This is a genomic window from Kordia antarctica, from assembly GCF_009901525.1.
GTDB lineage: Bacteria > Bacteroidota > Bacteroidia > Flavobacteriales > Flavobacteriaceae > Kordia > Kordia antarctica.
In genome coordinates this window covers 3,848,993-3,864,463 of record NZ_CP019288.1, presented here as the reverse complement: position 1 = coordinate 3,864,463, position 15,471 = coordinate 3,848,993, and the positions used below count along the sequence as shown (strand labels likewise).

Sequence of the window (15,471 nt, the reverse complement as noted above, 5' to 3'; positions counted from 1 at the left end):
TCTAACTTGTAAAGTTTGTTTTTATGAATAAATAGTCATTCTTTTGTAAAATTCATATGGAAAGAAAATCGTACTCTCTTAAAGAAGCCAAATTAAAGCTACAACAGTACTGCGTATATCAAGATCGATGTCATAAAGAAGTAAACGAAAAGTTGCGACAAATGAACATGATTCCTGAAGCGATTGCTGTAATCGTTTCTGAATTGATTGAAGATAATTTTCTGAATGAAGAACGTTTTGCCCAAAGTTTTGCGAGAGGTAAATTTCGAATTAAAAAATGGGGTCGTGTACGAATTGTTAGAGAATTGAAGTTTAGACAGGTTTCTAAGTATAATATTGATACTGCACTGAAAGAGATTGAAGATTCTGATTATATCAATACTTTGGACGAACTCGCTAGAAAACGTGATGCGGCTGTAAAAGAGAAAAATCCGTATAAACGGAAAAAGAAAATAGCAGATTATTTATTTTATAGAGGTTGGGAATCGCATTTGGTGTATGAGAAGATTAATGAGTTGGTGAAATGATTATATATAAATTTGAATTCTATTTTCTTTGTCTTTGCTCGCACAAAGAAAAGAAACAAAAGAAAGTGCTCTTTTCCATAGGTGTTTTTAGCTTTCTCTCCGGAAAGCTAAAACCGCAATCATTTTTCTAAATTTTTTCCAAGGCTTCAAAAATTCTTAACGAAAAATGCCTGCTACACTTCGGAAAAGAATCCGTTACGAGTAATTTTAATTTGGGAAATAGTTATAAAATCCCATTCTTTTTATGGGTTCTTGTGATTGCTTCCTCATTTTTCCAATCAATCCATTTTTGACCTTTTATTCTTCGCATGATGTTGTCGTATTGTCTCATTACGATAAAGTTATATAATGCTTTCGCTACGTTTTTTGGATTTTTAGTAATGGCACGCAAACTCATTGAAAAACCTGGTGTTATGTATTTCATGTAATGCCAATAACCTTCTGGCATATAGAGCACATTTCCATGTTCTAATTCTGTACTATATCCTTTTGCTTTTTGCAAAACTGGCCATTTTTCAAAGTCAGGATTGGAAAAATCAATGTCTTCACGAACGATTAATGAGTGTGGAATTTTGTATAGAAAGTCGTTTTGTTTTTGATCGAATAGAATACATTCCTTTTTTCCTTCAAAGTGAAAGTGGAAGATGTTTGAGAAATCAATGTCATAATGCATAAATGTATGCGAATTGGTTCCTCCAAAGAACATCATTGGCATTGATTTGAGTAATCTTAGACCAAAATTTGGCAACCAATAATCGTTTTGTAATGATGGGACTTCTCTAAAAATATTCCAAAGAAAGATGCGATATTTTGTAGGTTCTCTTTTTAGTAAATCTACATATTCAGCCATTTTCATTTTTGCGTGTGGCTCGTTGAAACCATCTTTGTAATCTACAGGTCTGTCGTCATACAAGGGAACTACTTTATCGCCTGCAATTTCTTTCATGTAGTCTAAACTCCATTTTTTATACGCAGGCCAATCTTCAATAAAATTTTCTATAACTACAGGTTTTTGTGGCTTATAGTAATTTTTAATGAAGTCCTTTTTGGTAATTGTTTTAACCCTTGGAATTTGTTGCAGATTCAATTTCAATATTCTAACGTTTTATGTAGCTAATTTACTAAATTGTTATGAAATTAGGTATTTTGAACATAAAAAAAGAGCCTATTTCTAAGCTCTTTTGTGTTAATATTTTGGTAATTATTACTATTTTTTCTCTAATACTGCCGCTTTCATTTTTTCTTTTGCTTCTTCATTTCTATCAATTTTATGATCTGGTCGAGACCATTTTGGCTTTTCGCCCAACGCTTGATATTCTGAATTTGCCGCTTCTACAGTTTGTGGTTGCGTCTTTTTGGTAAACGGTTTTTGAGGATTTAATCCTAATTTTTCAAACATTTTCATGTCTTCATTAACATCAGGATTTGGCGTTGTTAGTAATTTGTCGCCTGCAAAGATAGAGTTTGCACCTGCAAAGAAACACATTGCTTGTCCTTCTCTACTCATGTTTGTTCTTCCTGCTGATAAGCGTACTTGCGTTTCCGGCATTACAATTCTGGTAGTTGCTACCATTCGGATCATATCCCAAATTTCTACAGGTTCCTCTTTTTCTAATGGTGTTCCGTCAACGGGAACTAAAGCGTTAATTGGTGTAGATTCTGGTTGCGGATCTAGCGTTGATAATGCAACTAACATTCCTGCTCTATCGGCTACCGATTCGCCCATTCCAATAATTCCGCCACTACAAACTGTTACGTTTGTTTTACGAACATTGTCAATGGTTTCCAAACGATCTTCATAGCCACGTGTAGAAATTACTTCTTTGTAATATTCTTCCGAAGAATCTAAATTATGATTGTAAGCGTAGAGTCCGGCTTCTGCCAAACGTTGTGCTTGATTTTCTGTTACCATTCCTAACGTACAACAAACTTCCATGTCTAGTTTATTGATCGTACGTACCATTTCTAATACTTGGTCAAATTCTGGTCCGTCTTTTACGTTTCTCCAAGCTGCGCCCATACAAACTCTAGAACTTCCAGAGGATTTTGCGCGCAATGCTTGTGCTTTTACTTGCGAAACCGTCATTAAATCGTTTCCTTCAATATCTGTGTGATAGCGTGCTGCTTGTGGACAATATCCGCAATCTTCTGGACAGCCGCCCGTTTTTATAGAGAGTAATGTAGACACTTGCACTGTGTTTGGATCGTGGTGTAATCTGTGTACAGTAGCTGCTTCATATAGCAATTCCATCATTGGTTTGTTGTAAATTGCAATGATTTCTTCTTTAGTCCAATTGTGTCGAATGTTGTTCATAAAAAGATGTATTTGATGACAAAAATAGTTATATCCATTTAGATTCTGCTTCTGTTGCGTCTAAAATATCAATTTTTAATATTCCTGCAATTTGTTTCGCAACTTTGAACGCGTCTTCTTTAAGGAAGTAGAATATTACGGATGGAATATTTTTGCACACTGATAAACATTCTTGTTAGAATCCAATCGGATTTTTTAGAAAATTGAGTATTGGCATAAAAAAACCCACAAAATTTATTGTGGGTTATGAAATTGTAGTATGTCAGCTAAATACAAATACTATTATTCAGTAGTTTCTGCATCTCTTAAACCTCTACAATAGCCATTTACATAAGCTTGTCCTTCATCTCTATTGTCGGCTTCGAAAGTAAAAGTTGTGCCGTCTAAGCATCTTCCAGTGTAAGTGGCATAAACTATACCATCTTTAATTACTTCACTTACTTTTTCAATCTTAACGATTTTTAAAGCATTAACCTCTTCTTTTTTCTCTTCCACATTTGCTGCATTTAATAGGAATGCAGAAAACATGAAAATTACGAATAAATACATAACTTTTTTCATAAAATATTTGTTTAATGGTTAATTATATAGCATATTTACAATAAAAAAATGAGTTTAACAAGTTTTTTACTATCTATATTATTGTTTTTTCCTTTTATAAATCAGGAAGTTGCAATAAATGGTGTAGTTAAAAACAACAATGGTGAGCCTTTACCAAATATTCTTGTAACTGTACTATCAAAGAATAAAAATATGTTGGCTTATCAATACTCAGATAGTGAAGGAAAGTTTAATTTTACTTTAAAAGATGTAAATTCAGCAGTATATATTAAAGCATCATCTTTGTTTTTTGAAGAAAAAGAAGTTGAAATTGACACAACCAAAGATATCATATTAACACTCAATCCAAAAGTTGAAGTACTAGATGAAGTTGTTATTACATCATCTAATTATGCAAAGGATACCTTGAATCTTGATATAAGAAAATATAATTTAAAGAAAACAGAAAGTATTGAAAGTTCATTGAAAAAGATTCCAGGTATTAGTATTGATAAAGATGGTAGAATAAGGTATTGGAATAAAGAGATTGAAAAGATATTGATTGATGGTGATGATTTAGCAGACGATCAATATACTTTTATTTCAAAAAACTTACGATCAGAAGTTTTAGAGGATATTCAGGTTTTAAAAAATTTTGAAGAGAATACCGTCTTAAAAAAAAGCAGAAAATCGGATAAGATTGCGCTGAATTTAAAGATTAAAGAAGAATTTAAAAGTGTTTGGTTTGGAAACGTATCGTTAGGTTATGGAAACGGTCTGGGAAATGATGATGAATTAAAAACAAGTAGCAACATTGGGTTGTTAAGAAAAAAAATAAAGTTCCTAAATGCACAAAAATTTTCTTCATTAGGCGATGAATCAATTCCTGTTTTTTTTGGGGAAAGTGAATATGAAAAAAGTAATGCTGCCATCTATAATTTGAAAAGTATTGACGTCGCATTGCCTAATGAAGTTACGAACTTCACTGATGCTTTTGGGAATACGTTTTTAATCAATAAAAAAATCAAGAAATTAGTATTACGAAGTACTAATTTTATTGGTATTGACAAGCAAAAACAAGAATCGTTTAGAAGTACCGATTTCTTCTTTCAAGATGAAGATTCTTTTACAGAAATAAATAGAAATAGAGATAGAAAAACACTCTTTTTTGGAGAAATAGAATTAAAAAATCCTGAATTAAAAAATAGTTATTTTATAAATAAGCTTAAATACAAAATTGGTGCAAATAAATTTTCTTCGTTCTCTTTATTTGATACAGATGAAACTAATGATGATAGCAAAAATAATGAAGTAGCATTTTACAATTATCTTCAGTATACACAGCGTTTCAAAAAAGGAGTTATTATAAATAGTGAGTTGAATTTTGGAATTTCAAATTTAGATGAAAAAACAACAATTAATTCACAAGATGTAAGTTCGGTTATTCAAAGTGCTTCTCCGATAAATCAACGTGTAGAAAAACAATTTAAGTTTATCGACTTTAAAACAGATGCTACATTTCTACTAACTAAAAAATTGAAAGGAAAGTTACAGCTTAATTATAAAAACAATAACGAACGTTTTAATATAGGATTAAATCCTGTAATTACACTCTACAGTAATAATGTTGCTTTTTCACGAAGTGAATTTATTATAAAGCCATCTTTTATTTACAATGTATCCCGGAAAGTGAAATGGAAAGGTCATGTAAGCACCAATTTCTTTAGCTTAAATAACGTGAATAAAGTACTGTTTAATTACAATACAATGTTAAGTCTTAAATTTTGGGGAACGTTAGATCTCTCTTTTTCGCAGCGACAAAATTTTGCGTCGAATCAGAATTTTTTATTAAATTACTATATAACCAATAACAACACATTTAGAAGAGGTGGATTGCTTTTTGAACCTCTAAATTATGATCAATTGCGAATGAAATGGATTCATAAAAATCGTAAAAACACATTCAATAATGAGTTTTCCTTTACATACAAAAAAACAAAATCATCTTTATTAGACGAATTTTCTTTAGTAGATAATGTAAATTTCAACAATACTTTTCTTATATTAAGAGATGGAGAAGAATATGTGTTCAAGAATCAGTTTATATTTTTAGTAAATTCCCTCGGTTTTAAACTAGAAACTTCGCACTCTTTGTTATACACACCATTAGTAAATGAAGGTACAGAATTAAATGAATTATACTTTGGATTGTATAGTTTTGAGATTACTTCCTATTTTTCTTCCTCATTGAATTTCAATGCGAAATTTGAGTACAATAAAAATGTTCAAACGTTCAATGATACTAAATCAACTTTTGATACACGAAATTTGATTTTGGAGCTTAATTGGGATTTTACAAAAGCATTGGCTTTGAAAGTAAATGGTGGAATTTACGAGCTAAATGAAAACATCTATAACATATTTAATGTGTCTTTAGATTACGTTCCTGAGAATAAAAAATTCTCATATAACTTACGAATGAACAATGTGTTGAATGAAGACGAATTTTCATATCAAAATCGAAATTCATTTTTCACCTCAGTGACAACAATTCCATTAGTGCCGCTTTATACGTTTGCTAGTGTAAAATATATATTTTAACATTAAACCTTATATCATGAAAAGATATTTTCTTTTATTTCTATTAATTCCCCTTTTCAATTATGTGCAAGCGCAAAGTTCTCAAACTGGCATTATTTACTTTGACCATATAGATAACCATTATAGCGAAAGTTACAATGCGTATTTAGTCTTCAATCAAAGTAAATCCTATTTTGTAACAGCAAAGGATTCTCTAGGATTATCAAAAGGTGTTAAGGTTGCTAAATATAATGGAGAAGAGGAATTTGTTGAAGTAGCAGATTTTGATGAAATAAGTAAAACTAGAAAAAATGGTTTAGAAGTCTTTTTAGATAAATTACAAGACACGATGTATTTTACAAATGCATTTACACTAGCCTCTAAAACAATTTATGGAAAAGAAAAAAGACCAAATTTAACATGGAAATTTACAACTGATACCAAAATGATAGGTAAATTCAATTGTAAAAAAGCAACCACTTTATTTAGAGGTAGAAAATATATTTGCTGGTATACGGAAGAAATTCCATTGTCATACGGACCATGGAAATTACAGGGATTACCTGGAATCATTTTAGAAGCGAAATCAGATGATAACTTTTTTATTATAAAATTTAAAAAAATAAAATATCCTGAAGAAAAAGTTACCGTGCCTACAAATCAAAATAAACTCTTACCAAAGAAAGAGAAATTCATTTCTATGAAAGAATATATGTTGAAACAAAAAAATGAGATCAAGAGAGTTGATAATCACTTGAAAATTACTGCAAAACGATACGGAGTTCGAGTAAACCCTTATAACGAAAGAGATAACTTTCTTGAGATCTTTAATCAATAAAAAACACGAATATTCAAAACAGTTTTTTATATATCATAAATTAGAAAAAAGGGTTCACTTTCCGTATTTCATAAACATAGTGACTCACAATTGAAGCAAATAAAAAAAGAAAATTATTTTACAACCATTTAGATTCTGCTTCTGTTGCGTCTAAAATATCAATTTTTAATATTCCTGCAATTTGAGTTGCTATTTTGAACGCGTCTTCTTTGTTTGTTGTGGAATAGGCTTTAATGCGGTGGTTTCCGTTGTAAAATAAATTGAGCACTATGATATCATTTTTTATGGTAGCTTCCGCGCTCATTGATCGTACTATTGTTGACTCTGTTGTGCTAAATACAGAAATATATTCTATTTCGGGTAACTCTTCCCATTTTCCAAAACGAAGCCCAAATACTTCTGTAAAGGTTCGGTATTTGTTGATTTCTAAGTCAATTTCAGATCCATCTTTATGAAAGAAAAAGATAGACATTCCAGATAAAATCATTCCAAATAAACTTCCTGAGATTAGCCAAAGTGCTCCTAAAAAGAAAAAAGCAACGCCAAAAACGTATCTCATGACTGGAACTTTTCTTTTGAATACTATTTTGTTATTATTCATTGATAAAGTTTGTAAATAGTTTTATAGTACTGTAATTAGCTGCTTCTTGTTGTGCGGAAATTATAGAAGTAACGCTGAAGAATAGAAGATTTAGAGAACTCAACAATAATTTCATACGAATGATTTATTGTAAATATAACTATTTAATCGGAAGATAGAAATTGTGCTTTTAATGAAGAGAAGCATATTTAGATTATGCTTTTAATTTTTTACTATTATGATAAAACAAAATTAGAATTCCCCGAAAATTAATATTTCCGAGGAATTATATTATTAAATAAGATCTAGAACAGATGACATCCTATTCCACCTAAATGTCTTGGCACAGTATTACACATAAGAGTTACTCCACCTTTCACTTTTTTAATATCAAAAGAAGTGATTACTTGTTTTTTTAATTGTAAGCTTTTAAATGATTTTTTCATTGTCTTAATTGTTTTAGTTTTGTAAATGTTTGGAGAAAAATATCTCGCAAACTATAATTAATTTTTTCCGCGGAATTAACTAAAAAATTATTTCAGATGACATCCTAATCCGCCTAAATGTCTTGGTACGCTATTGCACATAATGTCAGTTGGGTCAGTTCCTCCACCTTTCACTTCTTTGATATCAAAATTAGTGACTACTTCTTTTTTTAGTTGTAAACTTTTAAATGATTTTTTCATTGTGTCAATTGTTAAAACGTAACCTACTCTATTAAAGGTTTTCGGTTTCCCCTATGAATATAAACATGCTAGCAATGCCTATACCAAATAAATTTTAAAATGATAGTTTAAAATCGTTTCTATTTCCTTTATATTTTAATATAAAATAGAACCGTAACAATGCTATGATTATATTTTCTATTTCATCTAAAAAAAATATAATTCAATTTTTTATCAACCATTTTAACTACTATTTGGTATTAAATTTGAATACGAATATCAATCATTTAAAATTTATAAAAAAGAGTTATAGCGCGAGATTAAATAAAATAGGGCATAAAAAAAGCCTTGCGAAAAACACAAGACTTGAAACCTACATAAGTGCAATAATTATCATTTAGAAATAGATGGACAATCTCTTAGAAAAGTATAATCATCAAAATCTGTTGGAATACTTGTTCCACCTTTAATTTGTCCGATAGTTTCTGAGTTTACTGCTGCTATTGTTGTTTTGTTGAAACTAATTTTTGTTACTTGTTTTTTCATAATTGAAAGAGTTTTTATTATCAGATCCTAAATATATGTTCTTACTAAAAATTAGCGAAATTATAATACCCGATTTTATTTAAAATAGGGTACAATTTTAAACATTTTAAATTTTTATCTTGTTCAATTCTTTTATGTAATACGATGGGTTTAATTCAGTTTTCTTTTTGAAATGCTTCACAAAAGAATCATCGCTTTTGTAGCCAAGTTCCGTTGCAATTCCTTTTATTGAAAATGATCTGAATTTTTTATCATTCTTTAGTCTTTTCAAAACATATTCAATTCTTAAATCATTGATATAATCCGTAAAACTTTTGCCTTTGTAGTTGTTAATTATCTGCGATAAATACGTAACATTTGTTTTTGTTTTTTTGGCAATAGATTGTAAACTACAGTTTGGATTTAAAAAATATTCCTGAGTTTCTAATTTGTTTAATCGTCCAATAATTGCTTTCACAGTTGCATCATCAACAGGAATATTTTTCAATTCATTTTTAGGTTTTTTTGGGAATATTTCTTTTTCATTTTCTTCTAAAGTCGAAATTTTTTCGAGAAGCGTTTTAAAAGTTGCCTGATTCGTTTTTTGCTTTTTAATGTATAAAATTAACGTCAGAAAAAAAGCGGAAGTAGCTATTATAATTCCCCAAAACATATAATTCATTGTTTGCTTGGCTGCTTTTTCTTGATTTCGCAATGCAACAATTTGAAGTAAAAAGGTTTCACTATCCTGCTCATGAAATTTGTTTGCTGCAATATCTTTATTGCGTCTTGCCGTATTTTTTAGGTCTATTACTTTGTTTAATAATGTAATTGCTTCTTTGTAGTTTTCTTTTTCAGAATAACATTTTGCAAGTAAATTATACGTATGTATTACATTGTCTTTTTCTAAATCTTTTTCTTTTATAAAAGCAATTGAATTCAGCAAATATTCAATTGCATCATCATATTTTTTGAGATCATAAAAACAAAGTGCTATCGCATAATTCGTGTTTACTTTAGGAAAAAAAGCATTTGCTATATTATTTTCTTTTAGAATTTTTTCTGCTTTGAATAAACACTCAAATGCCTGTTCCCATTTATTTTCATGTCTAAAATATTTTCCTTTTTTAATGTATAAATCAACAAGTCCTTCTTTATAATTTAGTTTTTCTGCCAATGCAATTCCTTTTTCTACATGCACAAACATTTCAGTATAATTCCCTTGAGCCAAATACGCATCACAAATAGTTGTCAATATTCTGACATGATTTTCTTTATTTCTGAAAGAAGCTTTATCAAGTAAACTTAGTGCATACAAAGAAAAATCGATGGCTTTATCTTCTTTATTTATTAAGGGAAGAAGCGCTATTAACCCAGAATATGCAATCAATTCCTGATCTATACTTTTATTCTTTTTGGCAATTGTTAGCGCATTAAAATATGCTTCAATCGCTTTTTCATTTTTCCAACTATACATATATGAATTGCCAAGTTTCATGTATGATTTGAATAAGAGCTCATTGTTTTTTGTCGCTGTTGCAAGCTTAATAGCTTTTAAAAAGTAAGAGATACTCTTTATGTAATTTTCATTTTTTTGTAATTCACTACCAATGTCTATATGTTGCTGTAACGTTGTATTTTTAGTGTCTTGAAAATTAATGGTTAGCACTAATTTTTGTTGCGAATAGGAAAGCGTGTGTATTAGAAAAAAAAGAATTCCCAATAAAAAAATACGCTTTAGTAATAGTTTTTTATATATCATACATTAGAAAAAGAGGATTCAACTTTCGTTGTTTTGTAAAGATACTAATACCAATCGAGGATTAAAGCAAATAAAAAATCCGCACAAAGGCGGATTTTTATCTTGTATACATGTGTTTATTTTATTCAGTATCGTCTGAACTTGTTATTTCAGGAGTAATTGCTTCGGTAGTTTTATCTTTTCCTTTTAAATATTCTGGCAAGTCCATTCCTGCCATGTTAAACATTTCCTGTAAAGGTGGAACTGCTTTGTACATTCCTGAGATAAAGTTTGACGTTGATGTTTTTCCATCTTTTCCGCCGCCGCCGTTTTCCCAAACAGTTACTTTGTCAATTTTAATATTTTTAATTGCTTCCGCTTGTGTTTTTACTAATTCTGGTAATTTGTCAGCAATTAATAATAATACCGCGTCTTTTGGACTGTTTCCAGCAGCTTTTACTATTTGTTCTAAACCTTGTGCTTGCTTCGTTAAAACTTCGTATAAACCTTGTGCTTCTGCTTGCGCTTTAAATAAGATTGCATCTGCTTCACCTTTTGCTCTTCTACGAATGCGTTCTGCTTCTGCTTCAGCGTCAATTTCGACTTTCTTTTTGTCAATTTCGGCCGGAACGATAATATCTGCCATTTGAGAAGAACGTTCTCTTTCTGCTCTTGCAACTTCTGCTTCGCGTTCTGCTGCGTATGATTCTTCTAAGGCTTTCGCCGTTTGTACTTTTTCAGATGCAATTGCTACGCGTTCTGCTTCTGCTTCACGTTGTCTACGTAAAGAATCTGAGTTTGCAACTGCAATTTTTGCGGTATTTTCTCCTTCTACAGCTTGTGCATTTGCTGCGGCTACTTGCGTACGCTCATCTTGAACTGCGTTTGCTTCACCAATAGAACCATCTCTGTTTTTCTCTGCAACTGATTTACGAGCTGCGTTAATTGCGTGTGCAGCCGCTTCTTTACCAAGTGCTTCAATATATCCTGATTCGTCAACAATATCTGTAATATTTACGTTGATCAGTTTTAAACCTACTTTCTTTAATTCGGTTTCAACACTTTGTGAAATATTGGTTAAAAATTTATCTCGGTCATTATTTATTTCTTCAATATCCATCGATGCAACTACTAAACGTAATTGACCAAAAATGATTTCCTGTGCCAATTCTTGAATTTCGTTTTGTCCTAATCCTAACAAACGTTCTGCCGCATTTTGCATGATGCCTGGCTCTGTAGAAATTCCAATGGTAAATCTAGAAGGTACGTTTACACGAATATTTTGCTTACTTAAAGCATTTACTAAGTTTACTTCTATGGAAATTGGCGTTAAATCTAAAAATTCATAATCTTGAATTACTGGAATAATGAACGCCGCGCCACCGTGAATACATTTGGCAGATTCGCCGCCACCAACTTTTCCATAGACTACTAAAATTCTATCCGAAGGACAACGTTTGTATCTACGAATAAATACGATGAGTACCAGAAAAATAAATAAGATGATAAATACAATTAAGACGAGCCCAGACATATCGCCTAGTGGATTTTCATTAGTGGTTTGCAATAAGAGGTTTGTTGTCATGTTTATTTTTGTTTATTGGTTGTACGATTAATATTCCTGTTCCTGTTATTTCTGTAACTTTGATTACAGTTCCTGTTTTTAAAGTTTCTTCACTGTCAGCAAGCGCATCTAATTCGCGTAAAGCACCTTGAATGTTGACATGTACTTTTCCTATTTTAGAACGATTGCCTCCGATGGTGAGATACACTTCTCCAACATTTCCGATAGCATTTTCTAGTTTTAATGTGCCACTACTTACTAATTTGTTGATGTAATGGATTAAAGATGCCATGAAAAGCATCATCATTAGTCCTGAAACACTAGAAACTAATATGGTAATAGTTTTTCCGTAACCAGCTTCTATACACGTAATTCCTGCCCAACTGAAAATGGTGAAAAACGCTACTAAGTTTTTGAAAGTGAAAAATTGAAATCCAATTCCGGTGTCGCTTTCTATGTCGGCATCTACATCGCCGTCAACTCCATCTGTATCACCAATTAAGAATGTTGAGATTAATACAAATATGAAGATGATGGACGAAATTCCTGCAATAACCCAATACGATTGTTCAAAAAATGTTAATGTTGAAAACCATTCTCCCATAGTGTGCGATTTTAGTTTGTTAATGTATTAATGTTTTGAATGATTAGTCCTTCGTAAGTAAAACTGAAACTGCATTTCCTCCAAATCCAACCGAATTGACTAAAATTTTGTGTAATTTTTTCGGTTTATTTTCATCGTTAAGATACGGAATTGAAACGAATTGTTGGTGTTGTATCATTGCAATTGCTAATTCGACACTTAGCATTCCTGAAGCTCCAAATGAGTGACCAATCTTCCACTTATTCGTAGTAAGTCCAGGCATTTTGTTACAAAATATTTTTTTTATTGCTTCATATTCTGCTAAATCACCTTTTATAGTTCCTGGCGCGTGAAGCACAATAGCGTCAATTTCATCCAAATTATTTTCTCCCAAAGCCATCCGCATCGATTTTTCAAAACAGATACCTTCCGCAGAAATCGAAGTGTTGTGTTTTAGAATTTCAGTAGCATATCCAATTCCTCTTATTTTTGCCAATGCATTCTTTTTCTCGCCTTTTTCCAAACAAATTACTGCCGCGCCTTCACCCAAAATCATGGTGTTTCGCTTTTTTGTTAAGTCTAAAGACAAACATGGAAATTCCGCTTCTTTTTTTGCGTAAATATGTAATGCTTCCATTTGCGCAATGGTAAATGGTGTTAATGGCGCTTCGCTTCCGCCAACAATGAATTTTTCTGCCATTCCAGCAGTAATCCAAGCAATTCCGTTTAAGAGTGCGTGTAAAGCTGTAGAACACGTAATTGAATGTGATATTTGCGGACCGTTTGTTTGCAAATCGTGTGCAACCCAAGATGAAATATTTCCCAACGTAGTTGTTGGCGAACTTAAGGTTTCTGCATGTTGATTTTTTAAAAAATCTTTATGATATTTTTCAAATAATGTTGTGGCACCTCTGGAAGAACCAATATTGATTCCGAAATTATTTTCAGGAGTCCAGCCTGCGTTTTTGATTGCTATTCGCGAAGCTACTATTGCATATAAAACACTATTGTCTAGGTTTTTATATTTGGAGTTTGAGTTTTTTAAGGTTTGAATTTCCGCTGCTGCAGCTATAGAAAGCGGTGCTGTATACATACTTTTATTATTGATTGTTTCCGCTTGAAAACAATGTGAATCTTTTGTGTAGTGTTCCCAAATTTCTGCTTGCGTACTTCCTAATGGAGATATAGAACCCAAGCCAGTTATAGAAATACAGTCATGCATCATATTGACATAAATTGAGAATGCTAATATCGTAAGAAATGTGATGATTTGCTAACATTTGTAGGGTAGTTTGTTTTTGAATGAAATTCTGTATATTGGACTTTTATTGTCCGGTAAATGATGTAAGATCGCTACGCTTTTAGAGTCAAGAATAAAGACTTAGCTCTAGTCATCTGAGAATAAATGTACTTTTAAAAACCAACTTATGAATCAATCTGAAGCAAATCAACTACAAGAACCACAAAAAAGTTGGTGGCAACGCAACTGGAAATGGTTTGTACCAACAGGATGTTTTACACTTTTAGCATTAGTTTCCGTTTTTGTAGTTATCGTTTATTTCAGCGTTGCTTCTGCAATGAAACAAGCAGAACCATTTATAGACGGCTTTAAAAATGCAATGACTAATTCATACGTAATTGAAAGTTTAGGCGAACCTATAGAACTAGGAGAAGTAACTGAAGAAGATATTGTAATCGGAAAGGAAGCCGAAAGTGTTGATATTTATTTCTCTGTAAAAGGTTCAAAAAGTGAAGGAACTGTTCATGTTGTTGGTAAAAAACTCAACGGAGAATGGCAATATAGCGAGATGTCGATTTATATAGAAGCTACTGAAGAGACTATTGATTTGTTGGAGGAATGACATTAACATGAAGTTAACTTTTGTTTCATTGTTGTGAAATCTAATCTTGGAAAGTAGTCACTGTTTATTCAGATAAATACAAGTCGAATTATTGAATTTAGTAAAATGACTTGTGCTATGTTTCATAAACGTTGTTGTGTTTGTTCACTTTTCCTCAAACATACTAGCGTTGGCTATTCAGTTCAGCTATTAACGATTTTAGCTCTTCTTTACTCGGAAGTACTGTTTCGTATTTACTAGCAAAAATTTGCTCATTATTTTTAGGCAATGTATATTCCACAACTGATTGGCTTTTGTCTTTACATAAAACTATTCCAATTGTTTTATTTTCTTCTTCCAATCTTATTTCTCGGTCATAATAATTTACATACATCTGCATTTGTCCGAGGTCTTGATGCTTTATTTCACCAATTTTCAGGTCGATTAGTACGAAGCATTTTAAAAACCGGTTGTAGAATACTAAATCGATCCTAAAGTGTTTGTCGTCAAAAGAAATCCTTTTTTGTCTCGCAACAAACGTAAAACCATTACCAAGTTCGAGTAAAAAGTGTTCTAGTTTATCAATTATTTCTTGCTCTAATTCACTCTCTGAATATCCTGAGTGTTCAGGAAGCCCAATGAATTCTAAAATATATGGGGCTTTAATTGCATCTTTTGGTTTTTCAAGAATAAGTCCTTTCTCTGAAAGTTCTTTTACCTTGTCTTTGTTTCTACTTAATGCCAATCTTGTATATAACGCTGAATCAAATTGACGTTGTAATTCTCTTACACTCCAATTATTTTTAAAAGATTCTATTTCGTAAAAGCTCCGTTCGTTTTTATCATTAATACGCATAAGTTTTAAGTAATGCGACCAGCTCAATATTATATTTTCTTTTTCGAATTTCCGAGACGCCGTCTCGGAAATTACTTTTGAAGAAATCCGAGACAGCGTCTCGGATTTTTCATAAGCCAAGAAAAACCTACGCATGTTCTCTAAATTATCAACCGAAAACCCTTTACCAAATTCTTTAGAAAGAACAGATGATAAGCTTTTTAAAATCTCCTTCCATAACTAGCTCGTTCTTTGCCATCTTGTTCTTCCTCAACTATCATTTTGCCAATTTCGAAGTAAGTGACAACCATAGTTTGGTTTACAGAACGAACAACTTT

17 protein-coding genes and 1 pseudogene are annotated in these 15,471 nt (G+C 31.4%); 4 read left to right on the top strand and 14 right to left on the bottom strand.

Annotation, left to right across the window (positions count from 1 at the left end):
• The first annotated feature begins 56 nt into the window (after positions 1-56).
• Complete coding sequence (locus IMCC3317_RS16035) at positions 57-527, top strand: regulatory protein RecX (RefSeq protein WP_160130504.1); 471 nt, start codon at positions 57-59, stop codon at positions 525-527.
• Between the two features lie 223 nt (positions 528-750).
• Here the strand turns inward: IMCC3317_RS16035 and IMCC3317_RS16030 are convergent, their stop codons facing one another.
• From IMCC3317_RS16030 to IMCC3317_RS16020, 4 genes are all read right to left on the bottom strand, one after another.
• A complete protein-coding gene (locus IMCC3317_RS16030) occupies positions 751-1,620 on the bottom strand; it encodes a cupin-like domain-containing protein (protein ID WP_160130503.1) in 870 nt (289 codons plus the stop codon).
• A 114-nt stretch (positions 1,621-1,734) separates the two neighbouring features.
• Positions 1,735-2,841: a biotin synthase BioB gene (bioB, locus tag IMCC3317_RS16025; RefSeq protein ID WP_160130502.1), complete on the bottom strand. Its 1,107-nt coding sequence runs from the start codon at positions 2,839-2,841 to the stop codon at positions 1,735-1,737.
• A 28-nt stretch (positions 2,842-2,869) separates the two neighbouring features.
• A complete protein-coding gene (locus IMCC3317_RS23800) occupies positions 2,870-3,001 on the bottom strand; it encodes a hypothetical protein (protein ID WP_262887049.1) in 132 nt (43 codons plus the stop codon).
• Positions 3,002-3,123: 122 nt separating this feature from the next.
• Positions 3,124-3,402, bottom strand: coding sequence for a hypothetical protein (locus IMCC3317_RS16020; protein ID WP_160130501.1), 279 nt, complete (start codon positions 3,400-3,402; stop codon positions 3,124-3,126).
• Between the two features lie 48 nt (positions 3,403-3,450).
• On the opposite strand from IMCC3317_RS16020, the gene IMCC3317_RS16015 reads away from it, so the two are divergent.
• On the top strand, positions 3,451-5,982 hold the full coding sequence (locus tag IMCC3317_RS16015; RefSeq protein ID WP_160130500.1) for a peptidase associated/transthyretin-like domain-containing protein: 2,532 nt from the start codon (positions 3,451-3,453) through the stop codon (positions 5,980-5,982).
• Positions 5,983-5,998: 16 nt separating this feature from the next.
• Positions 5,999-6,799, top strand: coding sequence for a GLPGLI family protein (locus tag IMCC3317_RS16010; protein WP_160130499.1), 801 nt, complete (start codon positions 5,999-6,001; stop codon positions 6,797-6,799).
• Between the two features lie 118 nt (positions 6,800-6,917).
• On the opposite strand, the gene IMCC3317_RS16005 is transcribed toward IMCC3317_RS16010, so the two are convergent.
• From IMCC3317_RS16005 to IMCC3317_RS15970, 8 genes are all read right to left on the bottom strand, one after another.
• A complete protein-coding gene (locus IMCC3317_RS16005) occupies positions 6,918-7,358 on the bottom strand; it encodes a hypothetical protein (protein ID WP_160130498.1) in 441 nt (146 codons plus the stop codon).
• Between the two features lie 326 nt (positions 7,359-7,684).
• Positions 7,685-7,825, bottom strand: a complete 141-nt coding sequence (locus tag IMCC3317_RS16000; RefSeq protein WP_160130497.1) for a hypothetical protein — start codon at positions 7,823-7,825, stop codon at positions 7,685-7,687.
• Positions 7,826-7,912: 87 nt separating this feature from the next.
• Positions 7,913-8,065, bottom strand: coding sequence for a hypothetical protein (locus IMCC3317_RS15995; RefSeq protein WP_160130496.1), 153 nt, complete (start codon positions 8,063-8,065; stop codon positions 7,913-7,915).
• Between the two features lie 372 nt (positions 8,066-8,437).
• A complete protein-coding gene (locus IMCC3317_RS15990; protein ID WP_160130495.1) occupies positions 8,438-8,590 on the bottom strand; it encodes a class I lanthipeptide in 153 nt (50 codons plus the stop codon).
• A 106-nt stretch (positions 8,591-8,696) separates the two neighbouring features.
• Entirely contained in the window at positions 8,697-10,292 is a 1,596-nt protein-coding gene (locus IMCC3317_RS15985) for an AraC family transcriptional regulator (protein WP_160130494.1), read from the bottom strand.
• Between the two features lie 160 nt (positions 10,293-10,452).
• Positions 10,453-11,844, bottom strand: coding sequence for a flotillin family protein (locus IMCC3317_RS15980; protein WP_160131940.1), 1,392 nt, complete (start codon positions 11,842-11,844; stop codon positions 10,453-10,455).
• Between the two features lie 19 nt (positions 11,845-11,863).
• Complete coding sequence (locus IMCC3317_RS15975; RefSeq protein ID WP_160130493.1) at positions 11,864-12,478, bottom strand: hypothetical protein; 615 nt, start codon at positions 12,476-12,478, stop codon at positions 11,864-11,866.
• 43 nt (positions 12,479-12,521) lie between these two features.
• Positions 12,522-13,679, bottom strand: a complete 1,158-nt coding sequence (locus IMCC3317_RS15970; RefSeq protein ID WP_170293881.1) for a beta-ketoacyl synthase N-terminal-like domain-containing protein — start codon at positions 13,677-13,679, stop codon at positions 12,522-12,524.
• Positions 13,680-13,884: 205 nt separating this feature from the next.
• Between IMCC3317_RS15970 and IMCC3317_RS15965 the strand changes: the two genes are divergently transcribed.
• Complete coding sequence (locus IMCC3317_RS15965) at positions 13,885-14,319, top strand: cytochrome c oxidase assembly factor Coa1 family protein (RefSeq protein WP_160130491.1); 435 nt, start codon at positions 13,885-13,887, stop codon at positions 14,317-14,319.
• A 163-nt stretch (positions 14,320-14,482) separates the two neighbouring features.
• On the opposite strand, the gene IMCC3317_RS23700 is transcribed toward IMCC3317_RS15965, so the two are convergent.
• Positions 14,483-15,043, bottom strand: a complete 561-nt coding sequence (locus tag IMCC3317_RS23700; RefSeq protein WP_228055058.1) for a DUF1016 domain-containing protein — start codon at positions 15,041-15,043, stop codon at positions 14,483-14,485.
• A gap of 60 nt (positions 15,044-15,103) precedes the next feature.
• Positions 15,104-15,444, bottom strand: a pseudogene (locus IMCC3317_RS23695) (DUF1016 N-terminal domain-containing protein); the annotation flags it as partial.
• Between the last annotated feature and the right edge of the window lie 27 nt (positions 15,445-15,471).

What these genes read in the sequence shown, in the direction of transcription:
- IMCC3317_RS16035 (WP_160130504.1), top strand. Translation starts at nt 57, where the DNA reads ATGGAAAGAAAATCGTACTCTCTTAAAGAAGCCAAATTAAAGCTACAA.
- bioB (WP_160130502.1), bottom strand. Translation starts at nt 2,841, where the DNA reads ATGAACAACATTCGACACAATTGGACTAAAGAAGAAATCATTGCAATT.
- IMCC3317_RS16020 (WP_160130501.1), bottom strand. Translation starts at nt 3,402, where the DNA reads ATGAAAAAAGTTATGTATTTATTCGTAATTTTCATGTTTTCTGCATTC.
- IMCC3317_RS16015 (WP_160130500.1), top strand. Translation starts at nt 3,451, where the DNA reads ATGAGTTTAACAAGTTTTTTACTATCTATATTATTGTTTTTTCCTTTT.
- IMCC3317_RS16010 (WP_160130499.1), top strand. Translation starts at nt 5,999, where the DNA reads ATGAAAAGATATTTTCTTTTATTTCTATTAATTCCCCTTTTCAATTAT.
- IMCC3317_RS16005 (WP_160130498.1), bottom strand. Translation starts at nt 7,358, where the DNA reads ATGAGATACGTTTTTGGCGTTGCTTTTTTCTTTTTAGGAGCACTTTGG.
- IMCC3317_RS16000 (WP_160130497.1), bottom strand. Translation starts at nt 7,825, where the DNA reads ATGAAAAAATCATTTAAAAGCTTACAATTAAAAAAACAAGTAATCACT.
- IMCC3317_RS15995 (WP_160130496.1), bottom strand. Translation starts at nt 8,065, where the DNA reads ATGAAAAAATCATTTAAAAGTTTACAACTAAAAAAAGAAGTAGTCACT.
- IMCC3317_RS15990 (WP_160130495.1), bottom strand. Translation starts at nt 8,590, where the DNA reads ATGAAAAAACAAGTAACAAAAATTAGTTTCAACAAAACAACAATAGCA.
- IMCC3317_RS15980 (WP_160131940.1), bottom strand. Translation starts at nt 11,844, where the DNA reads ATGTCTGGGCTCGTCTTAATTGTATTTATCATCTTATTTATTTTTCTG.
- IMCC3317_RS15975 (WP_160130493.1), bottom strand. Translation starts at nt 12,478, where the DNA reads ATGGGAGAATGGTTTTCAACATTAACATTTTTTGAACAATCGTATTGG.
- IMCC3317_RS15970 (WP_170293881.1), bottom strand. Translation starts at nt 13,679, where the DNA reads ATGCATGACTGTATTTCTATAACTGGCTTGGGTTCTATATCTCCATTA.
- IMCC3317_RS15965 (WP_160130491.1), top strand. Translation starts at nt 13,885, where the DNA reads ATGAATCAATCTGAAGCAAATCAACTACAAGAACCACAAAAAAGTTGG.